Source organism: Desulfosarcina sp., from assembly GCF_041551955.1.
Lineage (GTDB): Bacteria > Desulfobacterota > Desulfobacteria > Desulfobacterales > Desulfosarcinaceae > Desulfosarcina.
The window spans coordinates 1-19,837 of the sequence record NZ_JBFELV010000044.1; the positions used below are offsets into that span (position 1 = coordinate 1).

21 protein-coding genes are annotated in these 19,837 nt (G+C 55.9%); 10 read left to right on the forward strand and 11 right to left on the reverse strand.

The features are described from left to right. Positions 1–579: arylesterase (locus ABYV26_RS05555; protein ID WP_372678953.1), on the forward strand; the 579-nt coding region annotated here is incomplete at its 5' end. Positions 580–584: 5 nt separating this feature from the next. On the opposite strand, the gene ABYV26_RS05560 is transcribed toward ABYV26_RS05555, so the two are convergent. From ABYV26_RS05560 to ABYV26_RS05575, 4 genes are all read right to left on the reverse strand, one after another. Further along, entirely contained in the window at positions 585–3,083 is a 2,499-nt protein-coding gene (locus tag ABYV26_RS05560; RefSeq protein ID WP_372678955.1) for a M1 family metallopeptidase, read from the reverse strand. Between the two features lie 49 nt (positions 3,084–3,132). Next, positions 3,133–3,420 carry a hypothetical protein gene (locus ABYV26_RS05565; RefSeq protein ID WP_372678957.1) on the reverse strand — a complete coding sequence of 96 codons (288 nt, stop codon included), beginning with the start codon at positions 3,418–3,420 and terminating at the stop codon, positions 3,133–3,135. 56 nt (positions 3,421–3,476) lie between these two features. After that, on the reverse strand, positions 3,477–3,878 hold the full coding sequence (locus ABYV26_RS05570) for a hypothetical protein (RefSeq protein WP_372678959.1): 402 nt from the start codon (positions 3,876–3,878) through the stop codon (positions 3,477–3,479). Positions 3,879–4,093: 215 nt separating this feature from the next. Continuing rightward, positions 4,094–4,288: a helix-turn-helix domain-containing protein gene (locus tag ABYV26_RS05575; protein ID WP_372678961.1), complete on the reverse strand. Its 195-nt coding sequence runs from the start codon at positions 4,286–4,288 to the stop codon at positions 4,094–4,096. Positions 4,289–4,565: 277 nt separating this feature from the next. Here ABYV26_RS05575 and ABYV26_RS05580 point away from each other — a divergent pair, with 277 nt between their 5' ends. The 4 genes from ABYV26_RS05580 (at position 4,566) to ABYV26_RS05595 (ending at position 9,245) form a co-directional block, all read left to right on the forward strand. Continuing rightward, on the forward strand, positions 4,566–4,892 hold the full coding sequence (locus tag ABYV26_RS05580; protein WP_372678963.1) for a hypothetical protein: 327 nt from the start codon (positions 4,566–4,568) through the stop codon (positions 4,890–4,892). Between the two features lie 6 nt (positions 4,893–4,898). Then, a complete protein-coding gene (locus ABYV26_RS05585) occupies positions 4,899–6,383 on the forward strand; it encodes a substrate-binding periplasmic protein (RefSeq protein WP_372678965.1) in 1,485 nt (494 codons plus the stop codon). Positions 6,384–6,410: 27 nt separating this feature from the next. Further along, a complete protein-coding gene (locus ABYV26_RS05590; RefSeq protein WP_372678967.1) occupies positions 6,411–8,702 on the forward strand; it encodes an ATP-binding protein in 2,292 nt (763 codons plus the stop codon). A 201-nt stretch (positions 8,703–8,903) separates the two neighbouring features. Beyond that, a complete protein-coding gene (locus tag ABYV26_RS05595) occupies positions 8,904–9,245 on the forward strand; it encodes an RNA recognition motif domain-containing protein (protein ID WP_372678969.1) in 342 nt (113 codons plus the stop codon). A 154-nt stretch (positions 9,246–9,399) separates the two neighbouring features. On the opposite strand, the gene ABYV26_RS05600 is transcribed toward ABYV26_RS05595, so the two are convergent. Both ABYV26_RS05600 and ABYV26_RS05605 read right to left on the reverse strand, forming a co-directional pair. After that, positions 9,400–10,224, reverse strand: a complete 825-nt coding sequence (locus tag ABYV26_RS05600; RefSeq protein ID WP_372678971.1) for a protein-glutamate O-methyltransferase CheR — start codon at positions 10,222–10,224, stop codon at positions 9,400–9,402. 162 nt (positions 10,225–10,386) lie between these two features. Then, a complete protein-coding gene (locus ABYV26_RS05605) occupies positions 10,387–12,039 on the reverse strand; it encodes an acyl-CoA synthetase (RefSeq protein ID WP_372678973.1) in 1,653 nt (550 codons plus the stop codon). 205 nt (positions 12,040–12,244) lie between these two features. On the opposite strand from ABYV26_RS05605, the gene ABYV26_RS05610 reads away from it, so the two are divergent. Continuing rightward, the gene (locus ABYV26_RS05610) at positions 12,245–12,640 is read left to right on the forward strand and encodes a hypothetical protein (RefSeq protein WP_372678975.1); all 396 of its coding nucleotides are present in this window, start codon (positions 12,245–12,247) and stop codon (positions 12,638–12,640) included. Positions 12,641–12,644: 4 nt separating this feature from the next. Here the strand turns inward: ABYV26_RS05610 and ABYV26_RS05615 are convergent, their stop codons facing one another. The 5 genes from ABYV26_RS05615 to ABYV26_RS05635 form a co-directional block, all read right to left on the reverse strand. After that, on the reverse strand, positions 12,645–13,124 hold the full coding sequence (locus ABYV26_RS05615) for an aminoacyl-tRNA deacylase (protein WP_372678977.1): 480 nt from the start codon (positions 13,122–13,124) through the stop codon (positions 12,645–12,647). Between the two features lie 159 nt (positions 13,125–13,283). Beyond that, the gene (locus ABYV26_RS05620) at positions 13,284–13,481 is read right to left on the reverse strand and encodes a YebG family protein (RefSeq protein WP_372678979.1); all 198 of its coding nucleotides are present in this window, start codon (positions 13,479–13,481) and stop codon (positions 13,284–13,286) included. An 8-nt stretch (positions 13,482–13,489) separates the two neighbouring features. After that, positions 13,490–13,837 (reverse strand): YebG family protein, encoded by a 348-nt coding sequence (locus ABYV26_RS05625; protein WP_372678981.1) that lies wholly within the window; start codon positions 13,835–13,837, stop codon positions 13,490–13,492. Between the two features lie 34 nt (positions 13,838–13,871). Next, a complete protein-coding gene (locus ABYV26_RS05630) occupies positions 13,872–14,594 on the reverse strand; it encodes a flagellar brake protein (protein ID WP_372678982.1) in 723 nt (240 codons plus the stop codon). Between the two features lie 150 nt (positions 14,595–14,744). After that, on the reverse strand, positions 14,745–15,386 hold the full coding sequence (locus tag ABYV26_RS05635; RefSeq protein WP_372678984.1) for a YceH family protein: 642 nt from the start codon (positions 15,384–15,386) through the stop codon (positions 14,745–14,747). A gap of 286 nt (positions 15,387–15,672) precedes the next feature. Here ABYV26_RS05635 and ABYV26_RS05640 point away from each other — a divergent pair, with 286 nt between their 5' ends. From ABYV26_RS05640 to ABYV26_RS05655, 4 genes are all read left to right on the forward strand, one after another. Further along, positions 15,673–16,494, forward strand: coding sequence for a DeoR/GlpR family DNA-binding transcription regulator (locus ABYV26_RS05640; RefSeq protein ID WP_372678986.1), 822 nt, complete (start codon positions 15,673–15,675; stop codon positions 16,492–16,494). A gap of 126 nt (positions 16,495–16,620) precedes the next feature. After that, a complete protein-coding gene (panB, locus tag ABYV26_RS05645) occupies positions 16,621–17,466 on the forward strand; it encodes a 3-methyl-2-oxobutanoate hydroxymethyltransferase (RefSeq protein ID WP_372678988.1) in 846 nt (281 codons plus the stop codon). Positions 17,467–17,491: 25 nt separating this feature from the next. Continuing rightward, entirely contained in the window at positions 17,492–18,790 is a 1,299-nt protein-coding gene (larA, locus tag ABYV26_RS05650; RefSeq protein WP_372678990.1) for a nickel-dependent lactate racemase, read from the forward strand. Positions 18,791–18,850: 60 nt separating this feature from the next. Then, on the forward strand, positions 18,851–19,837 hold a 987-nt coding region (locus tag ABYV26_RS05655), incomplete at its 3' end, for a TRAP transporter substrate-binding protein (protein WP_372678992.1).

Sequence of the window (19,837 nt, forward strand, 5' to 3'; positions counted from 1 at the left end):
CCGGCCCCGGCCTATGCGGGCACTATCGTAGCTGTGGGCGACAGCCTAACCGCCGGGCTGGGCGTTGGCGAAGAGCAGGCCTATCCTGCCCAGCTGGCTCGCCGGCTGCAGGCCGAAGGAGACAACTATCAAGTGATCAATGCCGGTGTAAGCGGCGAGACCAGCAGCGGCGCCCTTTCGCGCATCGAGTGGGTGATATCCAGCCTGCGTCCGGACATCGTTATCCTGGAAACCGGCGCCAATGACGGCTTGCGGGGTCTGGATCCCGATCTGTTAGAGACCAACCTGGACCGGCTGGTCAGCACATTAACGGCGCAGGACATCCAGGTGATCCTGGCCGGCATGCTCATGCTGCCCAACCTGGGTCCGGACTACACCCGGGCCTTTTCCAAGATCTACCCGCAAATTGCACAGAAACACGGGGTCATTTTTATTCCCTTTTTCCTCGACGGCGTAGCCGGCGAGCCCCACCTCAACCAGCCGGACAGGCTGCATCCCAGGGCTGACGGCTATACCCGCATCGTGGAGACCGTCTATCCGTATGTCGTCAGGGCCATTGAGCGGCACAAGGCCATGTAGCCTATCTATTTTTCGCGTTGGCGAAAACCGGCATTGACGTCCAACCGCTCCAAAGAGAGCGCGATTACATCTTTCAAGCGGGGTTGTTCGTGCGCTAACCTATCGCAGAACGTGCGCGTGCGATCCGGATCCTGCAGGCCGGGACCGGGTACGAAGGCGGCCACCACCCGTTCGAATAAAAGGGGGTGCATCCGTTCAATGCGCGGCAAATTGTCGACAAACCAGGGCCACAGGTGATCCATTGCTGCCGGATTGCCGGCGGCCGCCACCAGTGGTATGAAGCGAATTCGATCGGGTAATTTTTCCAAGGCGTAGTCCAGTGCCTCCTCCAGCAAGGGCCATGGGTCGAAACAGCCCAGGGCACTGGCAAGGGTCATGCGTTCATGCTCGACTCCGCTCCCTTCGAAACGGCGCATCATGGCTTTTAAGGCCGCCCGCCCACCCGTTACGGCTCCGGCGGTCATCACCCCCCTGAAAATGTCGGGAGCGATGGTGGAGCCGCTTAAAAAGGCGTGAAACTGATCGGTCAGGAAATTGAGGGCCTGTGTGTTGCCGATCAAGGCGCCATGGACAAAGAGCTGGTCGCGCAACATGGCCGTGCTCTGCGACTCATCCGGACTGGGTAGGCCGCCGATGGCGTCTATGGCCTCGTTCATCAAGGTCACTGCCGTTTGGGTCGTCCGGGTCCGGATCTCGCCCCGGAGCGTCAGCACGGCTTCGAACAGATGGCTGTCCAGGCTGGAAAGGGGAAGGTAGGCCTTCTCACCGCGAAAGTTGTCGGCCATGTCCAGAAATGTCGCCATGGTGACGAGCCCGGCTTTAACCAGCGCAAACAGATTGTTCTGCAGTCCCCAGCGGTCCATGGGCGTCAATTGTTGATCGGCGACCATGGCACCCAACCGGGTCAGATTTTCTGCATCGTCGTAGCAGGCGAGGTAAAATCCGGTCTGACCGGGGTTGACGAGGTAAGCGGTGGTGTCTGGCGGCAGGGTGACGTCAGTTTGTTTTTTTTTGAGCAGGATCGTTTGGGTGTCCGCCCCGCCCTTGGCGCTGTACGCGGTTATCGATACCGGCACCATCCATGTCTGCGCCGCATCGTTGGGCAGGTAGGTAAAACGCCGCTGGCGCAAGCTGAGCGAGTTGCTGTTGCGTTGGGCGGTGATCACGGGAAAGCCTGGCTGGGTAACCCAGTTGCGCATGAGTTCAGCCACCGGCATGCCGGATGCGGCCGACAGCGATTCCCACAAATGGTGGCTGGCGGCGCTGCCATAGGCGAAGTCCGTTAGATAGCGCCGGAGGCCGGCTTTAAAATGATCGGGCCCGATCCAGGCCTCCAGCTGTCGCAATATACTGCCCCCTTTGCTGTAGATGATGGGCGCCGTACTGGTGGTGATGGCCACCTGGGCGCCGCCCGGCATTTCAATGGCAAAGGTTTCGTTCAGCGCGTCACGGGCCATTGCCGCCTCGGTTTGGCTCCTGACAAATTGATCCCAGATCGCCCATTCGGGAAAGTGGTGGTCCACCATGCCGTAACCAAAGTAAGTGGCAAAACTTTCGTTGAGCCAGAGGTATTTCCAATCCTCGGGCGTTACCAGATTGCCGAACCATTGATGGGCGATTTCGTGGGCAATGACTTCACAGATGCGTGCCAGCGCCTCCCGCGATGTCACGCCGGGTATGTTTAACAGCAGGTTCTCGCGGAAGGTGATCGCCCCCCAGTTTTCCATGGCCCCGAAGGCGAAATCCGGCACGGCAATCAGGTCCAGTTTGCTCAACGGATAGTCGATGGCATAGTAATCCTCACCGTAAGCTAGGGCCTTGCGGCCAAACTCCCGCCCGAAGGCGGTCTGGGCCCCCATTCCCGGCAGGCAGACGGCACGCACCCGTCGGTCGTCGGTATCTTCATGGATTTCAAAGGGACCCACGCCGAAAAATAACAGGTAAGTGGACATTTTGGGCGTCGGGTGGAAAGCGACCCGCTGCCTGCCGCCCTCCAGCTCTGTGATCGTATGGACGTCGGTGTTGGAAATGGCGGTCAGGTGTTTGTCGATGACCATCTCAACGGTAAAAACCGCCTTCTGGGCAGGATGGTCCAGGCAGGGAAAGGCGCGTCGGGCATCGCTTTCCTGAAACTGGGTCACGGCAATATATTTCGGGTAGTTGTCCGTTTTGATCCGGCTGCGGTAGAAACCGGCCATGCGGTCGTTGATTTTACCGGTGTAGTCGATGGTCAACCGAAACGGACCGGAAAGGGCGTCGGGAAGATGGATGGCCAGGCTGGTCTTGGCTGGATCCAGCGTAAACGGAGCTTCGATGGGCTTTTCATCGGACCCATCCGGTTGAAGGCGGCAATGCCAGATGGCCAGTTCCGCACAATGGAGAACGAGGGTGTCGGTGGGTTCGTCAGCGTTGGCGGAAAGGGTCATCCGGCCGGCAAAGGTAAAACGTTCAAGATCCGGTTCGATGGTGAGCTGATATTCCATCGGTGTGACGGGCGTGGGCATACTGATCTCCATTGGTTTTTTATGAAGCACAGCGTAAACGGGTTTACGGCTAAATAATGCGGGGCAGAATGAACCGGCCGATCGTGTAGCATACCCCGGTGGAGATGAATATGCCTGCGGACACACTGTGTATCCAGAATGCGACACCGATCCGTCCGGTCTGTTTCCTTGTGTGTGCGATATAGGTTTGGTAAAGATCAATGATGTTTGGCTTCAGTGTGCTGCGGTCTGCCAGACCGCGGTCGAACAGGTATCGGGCGATGATTGAAAACGAGCCGGCGGCAATCACCATAGCAACGCCCATGACGATCAATATGGTGTAATCTGCAGTAATCAAGACTGTACCTGCCCGTCGAAACGTAGGCTTGCGGGCGATCCATGAGACGGTTGGGCTTAATCCTTAAAGATAAATTTGTCGGCGTCTTTTATGCTATACCCCCTGCCGGTGAAATCTTTTTTTTCATCGGCCAGGCGGATGCCGGCGATAGCCTGAGACCGATAGGCCACCCGGGCGCTGACCACAAAATCAGCGGTGTTGATGCCCTGTCCAGCCAGGTAGTTTTGAAACTGGTTCTCCATCTTGCGGATCAAGACAACGTCAGCGACAAACTCCTCTTCGCTGTATGTCGCACCGGATACCGTTGCTACAAACACCGGGGTGATATAGGCGGTTTTCGCTTGCATGGAGTAGCCAACGATGTAGCAGTAGCCGTTATCTTTGGCCCAACAGGACGGAGCACTGAAAACGACCGCCAGAACCAAGACGAGTATCAGCTTCGGACAAATTTCTTTCATAGCAGTCTCCTTGTCAACTTCCATGCATGTGGTGCCGCGTGTCATTGAATTAAAACCGCGCGTGCCCGATTTTATTTCTAGCGTTTCAGGCATTGCCCGGTTGGAGTGCAACGCCACGAATCGATAGGTTTATTCCTACCACGCCATGGAAACCGGTGCAACTGTTCGATCTCTCGGTTTATTACGGTATTTTTCAATATCCTCCTAAAACCCGCTCAGGGCCGTTTTCCGCTGTTATGAAAGGCTACCAGGCTGCTCCTGTCGATCATCACTTTGCCATGCTCGCGCATGGCGCGAATCTCGTCAAACTCGATCAGTTGATAGATCACTTTTTTGCCTACGCCGATAAATCGGGCCGCTTCACTGACCGTCAATACCGGCACCTCAATATATCTTTTGTCGTCGTTCATTATCTGCAAATCCTTATTTCGATTTGGTTTGTAATTTTTGCTCTAGCCTGTCTACCGATCTCCTTTGTGGGGATGGTAAGCATTAATCATAGGGCGACAAGCGTATCGACATCGAGGCGCCTTGTATTTTTTCGGTCAATGCCGCATATTGAGCCGCGAAAGTGAGCGCATTTCCCGTGGTTTGTCATGGCGAATCTTCAATCAGCCCTTCCATGGTTGTAAATCCAAACGGCAGGCTTATGTTTTGCCTTTTAAACAATCGCTAAGTGGGGAGAATATGCAAAACGCTTGGAACTACAAAAAATTCGAGATTCAAGAAGGCTTGAAACCCGGTAGCAAGACCTTTCGTTATTTTTTCAAGGTCCTCGACAGTGGTCAGAAAAAATGCAACTACTGTGTCTGGATCTTGGATGACGCCTTGACCCGGTTCGATGCATCCAAGGATTTCAATGCCATTGTCGCTTCCCGGAGGGATGCCTGGCATGAATGGGTGAAGGCCAAAATTGACGACGGCGATTTCCGCAACCGGGCTTTGAAAATTGAACAATCAGGCGAACAGGAGATAAACTTGTCGGATCTTTCGGATCATGTCACCGTGGATTAATCGGGAATGTTGATCGACGTGGTCAAGGAGCGGCTTTTGAAAAACACCCGCCCAATCTTTTTTTTGGTTGCTTTCCTCCATCTTACCGTGACCTGTCCAGCAGCGGCTGAATTGACGCTCATCACTGAGGAATTCCCCCCATTAAACTATACCGAAAAAGGTAAACTGACCGGGGCTATGACGGATGTGGTGCGGGAAATTACCCGACGCTTGGGTATTGCCGACGACATTCAAGTCATGCCATGGGCCCGGGGATACAAGCGGTTGCTTACCGAGCCCAATACCGTCCTTTTTACCACCGCCAGGACCGAGGCGCGTGAATCGCTGTTCCATTGGGTCGGTCCGCTCCATTCTGCGCGGATCGAATTGTATGCCAGAAAAAGCGACCCGCGACAGATCGATTCCATTGAAGCGGCTATGCAGGTGAGGGCCATTGCCACCTACCGGGACGATGTCAGAGAGCAGTTACTGAAATCTCTCGGTTTCACCAATTTAGACAGTTCCAACAGCCCGCACAGCGACATTCGCAAACTGATGTCCGGCCGGGTGGATCTGTGGATTTTCGACAATGTCGGCGTCCAACAGGTGGCTCTTGAGGCCGGGATCGATCCACAGGAAATTAAAGCGGTGTTGACGCTCCAACATCAGCTATCCTACATTGCCATTTCCAAACCAACCTCACCCGCCATCGTCTATCAGTGGCAGGTGACCCTGGATGAAATGAAAGCGGACGGAACCTTTTGGTGGTTGACGCGCAAATGGCTGCCGCCTGATGCGGTCCGGGTGTCCGAACGCCAGACCCCAACCGATACGCCATTTTTATTAAGGTTGTACACGGAGGATTCACCGCCCTCCGCCTATGACGAAAATGGCCGGATCAAAGGGCTGTCGGTCGACATCGTCCGGGAGATCCTGCGGCGGATCGGCCAGCCGGATACCATCGCGCTGGTACCGTGGGCCAGGGGGTACCAATTGGTCCAATCCGAAGCCGATACGGCCCTTTTCTCCACCACCCGACTCCCCCAGCGTGAAGCCATGTTTTCATGGGTGGGACCGCTTTACCGGCAACACTGGGGGTTCTACCGCTGGCATGCGAGCCCGATCCGCATTGCGGATATCGAAGCGGCCAGACAGGTCAAACGCATCGGCACCTACCGCCAAGATGCCAAAATGCAATACCTGCAGGCATTGGGGTTTGAAAACCTGGTTTCCACCAATAAGAACATCACCAATCTGACCCACCTGCAGCGGGGAGATATCGATTTGTGGGTCAGTTCGGATTTCAATATGCCCTACCAGGCCAGGCAAGCCGGCGCGTCACCTGACCAGTTGGCCCTGGCCTACAGATTCCATACCGTGGGCAATTACATTGCTTTCGCAAAAGGAACCTCACCCCATGTCATCCGGCTGTGGCAGGCGGTGTTGGATGAAATGAAATCGGACGGCAGCTACCAGCGGATCTGTCGTGAATACAGCTATGTTCCGGAATAACAGACGATTTAAAAGGAAGCCGTGCACGTGAATCCAGAGGGAAGAAGCGTGGCCAAGCCCAGTTCACCGGACGCCAACCGGCGTGGTTTCGGATCAAAGAGACGGCGTTCCATCTCCATCGATCTGGCCATCAGCCTGGTGATGCTGGTGTTGATGGTGGAGGGGGTCCTGCTGATTTTGATATACCACCGCCAGGCCGACTATCTATACCGGCAGTTGCAGCTGAAAGCCGACGAGTATGCCGTCAACCTGTCTGAAACGCTGGCGGTGCCGATCTGGGATCTGGATGACGAACAGATCCGGCGGATTGGGGACGGATTCGTCCGCAACGATATCGTCACAGCTATCCTGATCCGCGACATCGATGGAAACGTCTATTATGAATTCCGTCGAGATGCCTCAAAAAATTCGATCAGCCGTGAGGTGCCGATTGTCTATGTCGGGAGACCGATCGGCCAGGTCAGCTTTGCCTTGTCACTGGACGCCTATCGCCAAGATCTGACATGGCTTCGCAACACAGCGATCCTGTTGATGCTGGTGTCGCTGGTGGTCATTGTCATTGCCACAGGCATTGTATTGCGGGTGCTCATGCGCAAACCCCTGGCCATCCTCCGCCGGGGGCTGGACCAGGTGGCGCGGGGCGACTATGATTACCGGTTCGATGAGGTGCACCATGATGAACTGGCCGACATCGCCCGACGATTCAGCCGGATGGCTGAGGAGATACGCAAACGTGAACAATCGCTGCAGAAAGAGGTCGCCGAACGCAAACGGGCGGAGGAAAAAAGCAGACAGAGTGAGGCCAGGACCCAGGCCATCCTCGATGCCATCCCAGATATGATGTTCCAGTTCGATCGCGACGGCCGGTTCGTCGACCTGCGGGGAAATTCGGAAGACCTCGCGGCGCCCCCTGACCAATGCATCGGACGCAACATCGAGCATGTCATGCCCGGCCATATTTCACGGGTTTTTCGGAAGCAACTCGCCCGGACATTCGAGACCAGGGGGTTGATGGTGTTCGAGTACGACCTTCTGATCGCGAACGTCGTCCGGTACTATGAATGCAGGCTGGTGGCCGTTTCTGACGACCTGGCGCTGGGCATGGTGAGAAACATCTCTGAACGGGTGACCGCTGCAGTGGAAAAGAAACGATTGCTGGACCAGCTTCAGCGGGCACAGAAAATGGAGGCCATCGGCATGCTGGCCGGCGGGGTCGCCCACGATCTGAACAACGTCTTGTCGGGCCTGGTCAGTTATCCGGAGTTGATTCTCATGGACCTGCCGGAAGAAAGCCCGCTCAGAAAACCCATCCTTACCATCCAGCGCTCCGGTGAACGCGCTGCTAATATCGTTCAGGATTTACTGACGCTGGCCCGCCGGGGGGTGTCGGTTGCCGAGGTGATCAACCTGAACCAGGTGATCCGTGAGTATCTGAAAAGCCCTGAATACGACAATCTGCGGAATCATTACCCGGATGCTCAGCTGGAGACAGCGTTGGCTGATGACCTTCTCGATATTTCCGGATCCCCGGTCCACCTCGCAAAAACCGTGATGAACCTGATTACAAACGCCGCGGAGGCGACGATGCATGACGGACGCATCCGCATCGAAACGGAAAACCGATATATCGACAGCCCCATCAAAGGCTATGACGACATCGAAGAGGGTGATTTTGTGGTCTTGACGGTTACCGACAACGGAATAGGCATTTCGCCCGAGGACATCGACCGGATTTTTGAGCCGTTCTACACCAAAAAAGTGATGGGTCGAAGCGGCACTGGGTTAGGTATGGCGGTGGTGTGGGGAACCGTCAAAGACCACCGCGGGTATATCGACATCCAGAGTGAACCGGAGCAGGGCACACGGGCAGTCATTTACCTTCCCTCCACCAAAGAGCACCGCATGCAGACGCCCACACCTGAAATCCTGGACAATCTGATCGGTGACGGTGAGCGGATCCTTGTGGTGGACGATGTCAAGGAGCAGCGCGAGATCGCCACGGGAATGCTCACCCGGCTGGGCTATGACGTGGCTAGCGTTTCCAGCGGCGAAGCAGCCGTTGATTATGTCCGTCAACACCCTGTGGATCTGCTGGTGCTGGACATGATCATGGATCCCGGCATCGACGGCCTGGAAACCTACCGGCGAATCATCAACATCCATCCCGGCCAGCGAGCCGTGATCACCAGCGGGTTCTCCGAATCTGACCGGGTGCACGCGGCCCGCAAGCTGGGAGCCGGCATATATGTGAAAAAACCCTATCGGCTTGAAACCATTGCCAGGGCGGTGCGAGACGTGTTGAGCCGCGATGGCGAGTGAGCTGGCAATTGATCTTCATCCTTAAGGTGACCCCCCGCGGATTGTCGGAGCGAAGCAGAGATCCCGCTCATCGGGGCCGCGGGGAGGGTTCAATCCGTCGATCGTTGGCGCGGACTCGCACCAAGAGGATGACCTGCCTGGCTTTGTAAAAAGAACCATCAACCGGATGTGTGGTTTCTTACCTCAATACAGGAGACACAAATGAACATCTATGTAGGAAATTTATCGTTCGATGCCACTGAAAAAGATTTACGTTCGGCGTTCGAAGCCTTCGGCAAGGTAGATGCCGTCAACATGATCAAAGACCGTGACAGCGGACGGCCCAAAGGATTCGGATTTGTGGAGATGCCCTCAGGAGAGGAAGCCAAGAAGGCGATTGAGGCGATGAACGGAAAAGATTTCAAAGGTCGGTCCATGAATGTCAATGAAGCCCGTCCCAAGCCCGAAGGGGGCCGTGGCGGTGGACATCATGGCGGCGGCGGTCAAGGGGACAGAGGCAGGCGCGGCGGTGGATCGGGCGGCGGGGGTGGTCGGCGCTATTGATCGAAGTTCTACTGGTTTGCTCATTCCCCTCGCTTTGTTGAGACCCGTCAACAGCAGCGCGAATGAATATCAGAAACGGGGGTGCACGCAATCATTTACCCGGTGGGGTAGCACCTCGCCGTTGTCGACGAGACAATCCCGAATGAGATGTCTTTTATTTCGCATCGGTATCGATTCGCGGTTCAATGGTGTCCAACCTGTATACCCACGGGCAATCCTTGTCCCTGATCAGTTCAAACGCTGACCCGGGAAGGCGTTCATGGGCACCGGTAACCAGCCAGCCGCCCGGCGCCAGGGCTGCGACAATCCGCGTGAAAGCGGCCTGGAGGTCTGGGCCCTGGTAGTACGTCAGCAGGTTGTTGCGCAACAGGATCATGTGAAAGGGGCCGCCATCGGGCGGGGAGCCGAGCAGATCGTGCGGCCGCCAGCAGATGGGTGTTATCCGGTGGGATTGGATGAGAAACCGTCGTCCGCCCTTTTCTGATTCGAAGTATCTTTTGCGCATTTCATCCGGCACCTCCTTGAGGCTGTTTCGGCTGTAGGCGCCCTCTCGGGCACGCGCCAGGCAGGCCTCTCCGGCATCCGTGGCCAGGAGGTTCAGGGCCGGCGAACCCCTCAGTTCGTTCCACAGCATGGCCAGGCTATAGGGCTCTTCTCCGTTGGCACAGCCGGCGGACCAGATCCGAGCAGGCGGGGAAAAGTGCTCCACCAAATCGGGCAGGCTGCGTCTCTGGAGGGTTTGCCACAGATGTCGATCCCTGAAAAAACGGCTGATGGTCACCCTGAGGCACCGCTCATGGGCAGCCTTTGCCCCGGGCTGGCACGCCAACTGGGCAAGGTATTGTCCAACGGTTGAACAGCCCAGATCCTGCATGTGACGGCGAAGGCGTTTGATCACCCCCTTGCGTACCTTGCGGTAGCCGGCCCAGGGTCGGTTCAGGTGTTCGAGCAGACTGCGGAAGTCGGTGTCGGTTAGCATGGCCGGCACCGGCTTATCGCTTCGTCATTGCGGTTTCACCGTTTCCGAAGATGGCTCGGTCATGGGGTGCGCCTGGCGCAGGGGAAGATCAATTCACATCCTTATCGCCCTCGCCCCACTTTCGGGGTATGGGGCGATGCCTGCACCGGAAAGGGTCTGGTTTCAACGGTTCAACTCGCTGTATGTATGGCGCATGTTACGCTTGAGGATTTTGCCGGTGGGGGTCTTGGGTAGCGCGTCAACAAAGACCACCGCCTTGGGCACCTTGAATCCGGCCAGTTCTTTCTTGCACAGGCTGATGATCTCCGCTTCGGTGATGGATTCGCCTTTGCGGGGCACCACCACGGCGGTGACCGCTTCAACCCATTTGGGGTGTGGCGTACCGATGACGGCCACCTCCTCCACGCGCTTGTCCAAGTAAATGACTTCCTCCACTTCGCGTGTGGAGACATTCTCGCCGCCGGTTTTGATCATGTCCTTCTTTCGGTCCACCACCGAGATGTAGCGGTCCTCGTCCAGCACACCGATGTCGCCGGAGTGGAACCACCCGCCGCGCATGGCCGCTTCGGTCTTTTCCGGATCCTTGAAGTACATGATCATGGCGTGGGGGCCTTTGCCGCAGATCTCTCCCGGGACTCCGGCTGCGTCGATGGGCTGGCACGCTTCATCCTCTATCCGGGATTCCATGTTCAGCCCCGCCATGCCGGCCGAACCCAGCTTTTCCAGGGCGTCTTCTGCCTTCAGGATCGTGTGGTAGGGGGCCAGTTCGGTCTGGCCGTAGTAGTTGTACACCTTGCAGGCGGGCAGCTTCGCCATGAGTTCCTTGAGCACTTCTACGGGCATGATAGAGGCTCCGTAGTAGCACTTATTGAGGCAGGAGAGATCGTATCGATCGAAATCTGGGTGGCGCAGGATGCCGATCCATACCGTGGGCGGGGCGAAGAACATGTTCGCCCGGTAGCGGTCGATGGTTTTTAAAATTTCACCGATGTCCGGTGCCATGAGAATGTTCGTGCCGCCTACCCAGAAGATGGGATTCAGGAACACGTCCCGCTGGGCACAGTGATAAATAGGCAGGGCGTTGACATTGATGTCTCCGCTGTCGTAGCCGCCATCGATGATGGCTCCCATGTACTGGGCCATTAGGGCCTGGTTGCTGATGATCACCCCCTTGGGAAGGGATTCGGTGCCGCTGGTATAGGTCATCTGACAGGGATCTTCGATGTGCAGGACCACGTCCGGTTCCGTGTCCGGGGCGGCCTCCGTCCAGGCGTCGAAGGCCAGGAATCGATCGTCCGTCGCCGGCTGGCCGCCCCCCTGGTCGGACCAGATCAGGGAGCCGACCGTGGGCATCTCGCCCAGTACGCCTTCGACCAATCCGAAAAGGGCGTCCTCGACGATGAAGACTTTGCTCTCCGAGTGGTTGATGCAGTAGGTGATATCTGCGCCGCGCAGCAGGTAGTTGATGGCCAGGTAAACCGCTCCGAGTTTGCAGCAGCCCAGCCAGGTCAACACGTGGTGGATGGTGTTATGGGCCAGAATGGCTACCCGGTCATACTTGTTCACCCCTAATCCGGCAAGGGCGTTGGCCGTCCGGTTGGCGGCAGCTTCCAGCTGGGCGTAGGTGAGGGTCTTGTCCCCGAAAATGATGGCCGTCTTATCCGGGGTGTGGTAGGCGGTGCGCCGGATCATATCGGCGATGACCCATCGATTGACCCGGTTGTAGCGATTCATGAGAAACTCGAGGTTCTCCTTGTTCAACACGTTGAAACGAGACTTCTGTTCATCGTTCATGGGTTTGTCGGTTGCCGTCATTCACTCGCCTCCTTTACAATACAGATAAATGAAAAAGAGAAGTGCCCACAGAAAAGGTTGAATGTCAATGCGCAACGTTGTGCCGATGCGTGTTCTTCCGGTTAGCTCAACCGCCATTGGTGAGGCAACGGTTGATCGCGGGAAAAATATGTGTTCTTATGGCAACCGGCAGCACCTACTTTAAAGCAACCAGAGGGTGACGCGCATGAAAAAAACGATTATTACCGTTCTCATTGGTCTGCTGCTGGGCTGTGCCTCCATTTCGGAGCAAGGGAAAATGGAAGCATATGGACGGACCATGGATTCCTATCAAACCGCCATGCGGCTTTCGAATTTCAACGACGTCTGCAGGTATGTCGATCCGGCCCAAATGAGTCGCAAGGATTGTTTAAAGCAATATGACAACGTGAAAATCGTCAGTTATGATGTGCTTGGGGTCAAGGTGGCCGAAGACAAGTTGGAAGTGACGCAAACGGTCGACGTCGAATACTTTTTTCTCGACCGCTATGTCGTAAAAAAAATCGAAATTGAGCAGTCTTGGCGCTACAAGAAAGAGATGGAGAGCTGGCTGCTCCAGACCGGCCCACCGCAATTCGAATGACCCGTCATTCGGAAATATCGGCCACCTCGGCGTGGGCTGCCTGGAGCAGTTCCGATGATGAGAGTCGCATCATGGCATCGATGTCCCCGCCGCCCCCGTATACGGTGCCAAGTCCAACCGTGGCGGTGTCTACCAGCGTGCGAAGATCTTCCCGGTGGCCGAATGGCGGCATGCTGCCCACCATATAGCCGGTGACTGACAGGGCCTGCTCGGCACGGGCCAGTTTAATGCGTTTGCGATTCATGCCTAAATAGACGGCCAGTTTTTTACGGTCTACCCGCGCCTGGCCGTTGTTGATCACCAGAATCGGCTGTTCTCCGGCCATGAACACCAGGGATTTAATGATTAGGTCCGCGCTTACACCCAGGGCCCTGGCTGCATCGCTAACCGTGGCGGTGTGGGCATCCATGGGCAGGATGACAGCCGCCAGGCGGTGGGCGTCGATAAAGGCCTGCAGGTGTTTGCTGTTCATCGGTGTCGTCATGGATTCTCCATTCGTGGCAACCCGGAGCGGCACGAGGGCCGCTTTATTGTCGCGCTCACCATGGTCTCCTCATCCGCGTGGTTCGAGGGGCTTTAGCGGATGTCGCTTATTTACCCACCGTTGCATAGCGGAGGGCATCGAGTATCGATAACAGATCGGTCAATCCGCGGGCCATGACCGTTTAAGATGCTTGAGCATGTTGCGCACGGCATAACCGTGTGCGGCCAGAAAGATCGTCAACTCCTCAAGATCGTACTCATCGATCTCGATTCCGCTGGATTCGATCAATTCCGTCAGGTCCGCGGCTGCATCGAGCACCCGGTCCCATGCGTCGGCTTCTTTTTTAGATACGGCCATGGGAAGGATTATTTTCCCTTGGGTTTCGCTTTGGCTTCAGGGGATTTCTTTTTTGGCGGCGCTGCCGGGGCCTCGTCCTTCTTTTCTTCACCCGGTGTCCGCACGAGCGGAACGGCGGGTTTCAGGCCCTTGAGGATTCGGGTGACTTCCGGTCCGTTTTTGGCAAGATAGACGCAAAGGGCATCGATGGCCTTGCCGTCCAGAGCGATCTCCAGCTCGGCACCCTTGATATAAGCGGCCAGATTTTCGGCCGCATCAAGCATCTTGTCGTAGGCCTCGGCCTCCTTTTTGACCAGGAACTCCTTGTCCAGTTCCACACCATGTCGAACCACCACAAACTTGGTTATAACGGCCATGATCAACGCTCCTTATGGTTTACTGATGAGGGGTTTATTTTCTGCGTTGAAGATACCATCGCTGAAGGTCGTAGATGACCTGGGTGAGCTTGTTCTGCTCTTGCTTTTCGATTTCTGCGAATTCGAAGGCGAAGCGGTAAAAGCCCCGATCCTGGTCGTGTTCGACACGCTTGACTTGGGCCTTCTTCACGTAAACGGTTTTGCTCGGCCGATCATGATCGCCTAAAAATACCAGGCTGACATCATAGAGTTGTTGGTCCATTTTCAATACCGGCCCACGCATGAACTTGAAATTGTGTTTGGTAAGAACCCCGTAAACGCCGCCAAGGCTGACGTTGATCAAGTCGATGACGCCCTGGATTTTTTTCAATTTGAAATGCATCTGGGTTCCGGTCAAGGTGTTTACCCGGAAATTTCGCCGGCGCTGCAGCCGTTCCACGTGCTCGGGAAAGGGTATTTTCAGGCCTTGCTTGTTAAATTGGCCCCCCCGGGTGCTGAAGATATACTCTAACTGATCCGGTCCATTGAAATTGAACCGCAGGTGCCACAGGTCCTTGACGGCGGCGGCCCCTTCGAAATCGTCCGGGGGGTCGACAAGCAAGTAGTTGCCGTCTGAATCCGTCGTAATCCCGGTGATGCAGGTGAGCCGATCGAAACCGGCGCCAACCACATTCATGGAGATGATAATTTTTTTTGCCACCAGTTCGTTGAACAGTTCGGTGAGTTTTTCACCTTGGACTTTTCCCGCTTCCCCCATAATCAGAGCCCCTCAATCTGAATGCCCGTGGGTTCCCGCTAAATTCGTGGCCCTTTTATCATGTTCGGTCATTTTCGACGATTCTTTAACATAGACCCGGGTGCACGGGACAATGGTTTTTTCGACTTGCTCTCTGCAGGCAGCATAACCTCATTCAAACTGCCGGCGAAAGGATTCAAATTCGGATCTGAGATCCGCCAATTCATCTTTCAGGGATTGAATGTCGGCATCCAGTCGCATCATCCGATCGGTATCATCGGATGGCCCGGCGGATTCGGGCTTTTCTACACTATCGACGTCGTCAACCGGTTCCCCGGAAAGCAGGTGCATGTACCGGTCCTCCTTGTGGCCGGGCAGTCGCTCTAGACGATGGACATGGCCCCATTCGCATAACCGGTCCAACGTTTCCTGCAATGCGCCAAGGCTGTCAAAGGCATGCAGGCGGTCAGTGCGGCTGCGGATTGCGCCCGGTGTCTGGGGGCCGCGGAGTAAAAGCACGCAGAGCACGGCGGCCTCGGACGCCACCATATTGTGGTGCCGGGTGAAGATTTCCTCGTACTTGGGGACACGGCCGACCGTGCTCCGGTTAACCAGTCCGATTTTTTCAAGGTCTTCCACGGCATCTTCTACGGTCTGCTCGTCCCAGCTCACCACCGGATCCCGGTTGGATTTCTGGTTGCAGGCGTTGGTCAGCGCATTCAAGGACAACGGATAATACTCAGGCGTGGCCATGGCTTTTTCCATGAGGCATCCCAGCACACGTGCCTCATGGGGATTGATCAATATATCCATCGAGAGTCCCTCCGTTTGAAGGCGATTCATGGATCGTTTTTGCCCACATCCTACACTTCAGCATCCAAACCATCCACTATTTTTTCTATATTGCCGGGATTTATTGGGTGGATCAAAGGTTTTTTTAAAAGGAGCTGAAAAACGAGTATAATAAATTCAAGATCTTGTGGTAACCGAGGCGATTGCCGCGCAGCAGGCGAGTGCTTTTCGTTATTTTTTTTATTTGACTTTTTATGACTTTTTATGATTGTTTTCATTATCGTTTATTATTCATCGGATCTGATCAATGGCCGTTGCACCAAAGAAATCAGACATCATTCCGGCGCAACGCCGGAATTCGATCCTTGAGTTGATTCGCCTCAAAGGTGTTATTTCCGTTCATGAACTGGCTGAGATCGTCGGTGTTTCTTTACCGACGATCCGTCGCGATCTGGACTGGCTGGCCAAAACGGGTGCTGTTCAGCGGAGCCACGGAGGTGCCACGCTGAAGACAACTCCCGGGACCACTTTCGAACCGGACTATCATATTGCATCCAGCATCGCTCGAGAGGAAAAAGCGGCCATCGGCAAATTGGCTGCCGATCGGCTTAGAGACAATCAGAGTGTTATCTTTGATTCCAGCTCTACCGTTTACGAGGCCGCATATCAGGTTGCTGAACGAGGACTGAAAATTACTGCCGTAACCAACGATATCCGAATTGGTGAACTTCTTGCCGGCAATCCTTCAATTCATCTGCTGGTCAGCGGCGGGTCCCTCCGCCCGGGTTCATACACCCTGGTGGGAGAGCCGGGAACGAGTTTTCTGCGAAGCCTCCACGTGGATGTGGCGCTAATGGGGATTCATGCCATCAATGAATCATCGTGCTGTGACACGTCATTGGAAGTCGCCTATGCCAAGCGATACATGGCTGCAGCCGCCAAGCGGGTCATCGTACTGGCCGATGCCTCCAAATTTGGACAGGTCGCCTTTTTTGATGCCTTTGACGTCAGCGACAAATTCGAAATCATAGCTGACCATCCGATCACCCCATCGATTCATAGACGCCTGGCCGAAAAGGGCGCAACAGTTACCTTTGCTAAGAATAAAGGTGGGTCGTCCGCCGGTTGATCTCAGCTGAAAACACAACTCCGCTTTTGTCGGAGGACCTGATTCGGGCTGCCGGATGACCCCGCCACCCGTCTTTGATAACCGCCGACGAACAAGAATCACAATCACAAAAGGAAGGAACCAACATTGAAAAAGAAACTTACCCGCTTCGATCTCCAGAAAATGAAAACGGAAGGCCAAAAGGCTGTCTGGGTGACCGCTTATGACTACATCACCGCTCAGTTGGCAGAAGAATCCGGCATGGACATGCTCCTTGTGGGAGACAGCCTGGGCATGGCCGTGTACGGGTATTCGGGAACCGTTCCCGTCACCATGGACCAGTGCATTTACCACACCGAGGCCGTTCGCCGCGCCGCGCCCAACACTTTCGTCATCGGCGACATGCCTTTCGGCGCCTATCAGGCCGGCGTCGAAGATGCCTGCCGTAATGCGATCCGTTTTCACAAGGAAGCCGGGGTCGACTGTGTCAAGCTGGAAGGCGGCACCCGGGTGGCCTCGGTCATACGGGCCATCAGCGATGGCGGCATGTTGGTGATGGGGCACGTGGGGCTCACGCCCCAGAGCTCCGGCGCCATGGGCGGATTTCGGGCCCAGGGCCGCACGGCTGATAGCGCCAAGGCGATTATCGAGGATGCCAAGGCGGTTTATGAAGCGGGTGCATTTGCCGTCCTAGTGGAAGGGGTGCCACCCGAGGTCACCCGAGCCATCTGCAAGGAATTGCCCATACCGGTTTACGGCATCGGTGCCGGCGACTGCGATGGTCAGGTGATGATCTGCTCGGATATTCTGGGTCTTTTTCAGGCGTTCACGCCTAAATTTGTTAAGCGCTACGGGAACGTCGCCGACGAATACCGCAAGGTTTTCGCCGCCTACATCGCGGACGTGCGCAACGGAACCTTCCCGAGCGATGAGCACGTATACCGGATGATAGCAGGTGAAGCCGCCAAACTCGAAGCGGATGGATCGAAATGATCTATCGATAATACGGGTAAAAACCATGACCAAAAAAGAAATCACACTGAAAATCGGCAAAGGAACGACGACCTTTTCCATCCCGGAGGCGCAATTGCTTTACGAGCTCGTGGGGCACAACCGCAATCCCCCGGAGAACCTGGCTGAAGCCTATCGACATGCCTTGGCCCACCCTATCGACAGCCCCCCGCTTCGTGAAATCGTCAAGCCGGGTGAAACCGTGGCCATCACGGTCAGCGACATCACCCGGGGCTGGCAACGCAACGACCTCACCCTGCCAATCCTGGTCGACTACCTGAATGAAGCCGGCATTGGTGATGAGAATATCACCGTCATCATCGCCGTCGGTGCCCACCGACAGAACACGGTAGAGGAGTTTGTGGAGCTTTGCAGCGAAGCGGTTTGCCATCGTGTCCGGGTGATCAACAACAACGCGTGGGACACCGAAAACATGGTCTACTACGGTAAGACCAGCCGGGGGACCGATGTCTCATTGAACCGCGTGGTGGCCGAGGCCGACCGGGTAATTCTCACCGGCGGGGTCATCTACCACTACATGGTGGGCTACGGGGGCGGCCGCAAGAGCGTCCTGCCCGGTGTCGCTTCATTGAAGACCATCCAGCAAAGCCACATGTGGGCCATGGAAAAGGTCGTCGGTAAGGGGTCCAACCCCCAGGCCGCCAACATGAAGACCACCGGCAACCCGGCCCATGAAGACATGATGGAAGCCGCGGCATTTCTCAAACCCGACTTCATCGTCAACGTCGTGCCCAATCTGGATGGCGACATCACCGGCATCTTCACCGGAAATTGGATCTCGGCCTGGCAGGCGGCCACCCGCATGGTGGACGATATCTTCGGCGTGGCGATCCGTCAGCAGGCCGACATCGTCATCGCCTCAGCCGGCGGCTACCCGAAAGATATCAACCTCTATCAATCCCAAAAGACCATCGACAATGCGGTTTACGCCATGAAGCCGGGCGGGGTGGTCATCCTTCTGGCCGAATGCCCGGATATCAAAGAGCCCAGCGAGTTTTTCGACTGGTTCGATCACCCCACCTTTCTGGAAATGGAGAAAGCGGTGCGGGCCAACTTTTTGATCTCAGGCTGGGTGGCCGTGCGGCAGTTGGAGTATGGTCAACAGGGGCACATCATCATGGTCACGCGCAAAGAGAACATCGAACTGGCGCGCAAGGCCGGCGTCCAGGGCGTGGCCACCATTGATGAAGCCTTGAAGATTGCGTACGAGACGTGTGGCAACAGCGAGCCGACGATAACGGTCATGCCACAAGGTGCCAATACCTTTCCGATCCTCGACAAATAAGTTCCAGGAAATGAAAGGCCGCGGCGATAAATTATATTTTTAACCCCCAAGGAGGTAGTTATGCGAAAAAAATTGTCGATGATTGTCCTGTTTTCTCTGTTCGTCGTCCTGGCTTTATCCCCGGCGAGCCACGCCAAAATCATCCTCAAATGCGGCACCTCGACCCAGCCGACCCACATCTATAACCTGGCGGCCGAGCATTTTGGCAAAATCGTTGCCGAAAAAACCGGCGGTGAAATCGAGGTCCAGGTGTTCCCGGCGTCCCAGCTCGGGTCCGAACGGGACATGGTGGAGGGCCTGCAGCTCGGGTCGCTGGAAATGACCCTGACCTCCACCGGCCCCATGGGCAATTTCGTCCCCCAGGTCAAGCTTTTCAACCTGCCTTTTCTTTTTAAAGACCGTGAATCCTGCTACCGCGTCCTGGACGGCGAAATCGGAACCCAGATCGCTGACCGGTTTACCAAAGTGGGCATCCGCTCACTGGGATGGTTCGAGAACGGCTTTCGCAACATCACCAACTCCAAGGTGGCCGTCAACAGTCCCTCGGATATGAAAGGCATTAAAATTCGGGTCATGGAGGATGACGTCTTTATCTTGACCATGAAGGCGCTGGGAGCCAGCCCGCTGCCCATGGCCTTCGGTGAATTGTATACTGCACTTGAGCAGAAAACGGTCGACGCCCAGGAAAACCCCCTGGCCGTGATCCACTCCTCTCGGTTTTTCGAAGTCCAGAAATACCTCGCCATGACCGGCCATTTCTACTCCCCGGCCGTACTGCTGATCAGCGAGATGACTTGGAATACGCTGACCCCCGAGCAGCAGAAAATCGTCGCCGATGCGGCCACCGAGGCCCGCGACTATGAACGCGAACTTTCCCTCAAGGCCGACCAGGAGCTCGAGGCCGCCTGCAAAAAAGAAGGCATGACCGTCACCCATCCGGACAAGGCGCCTTTTGCCAAGGCTGTCGCCTCCGTATACAGCAATCCGTCGGTGATCAAAGCCATCGGCGGCGGCGATGCCGCAGAGGGCCAAAAACTCATCGACGCA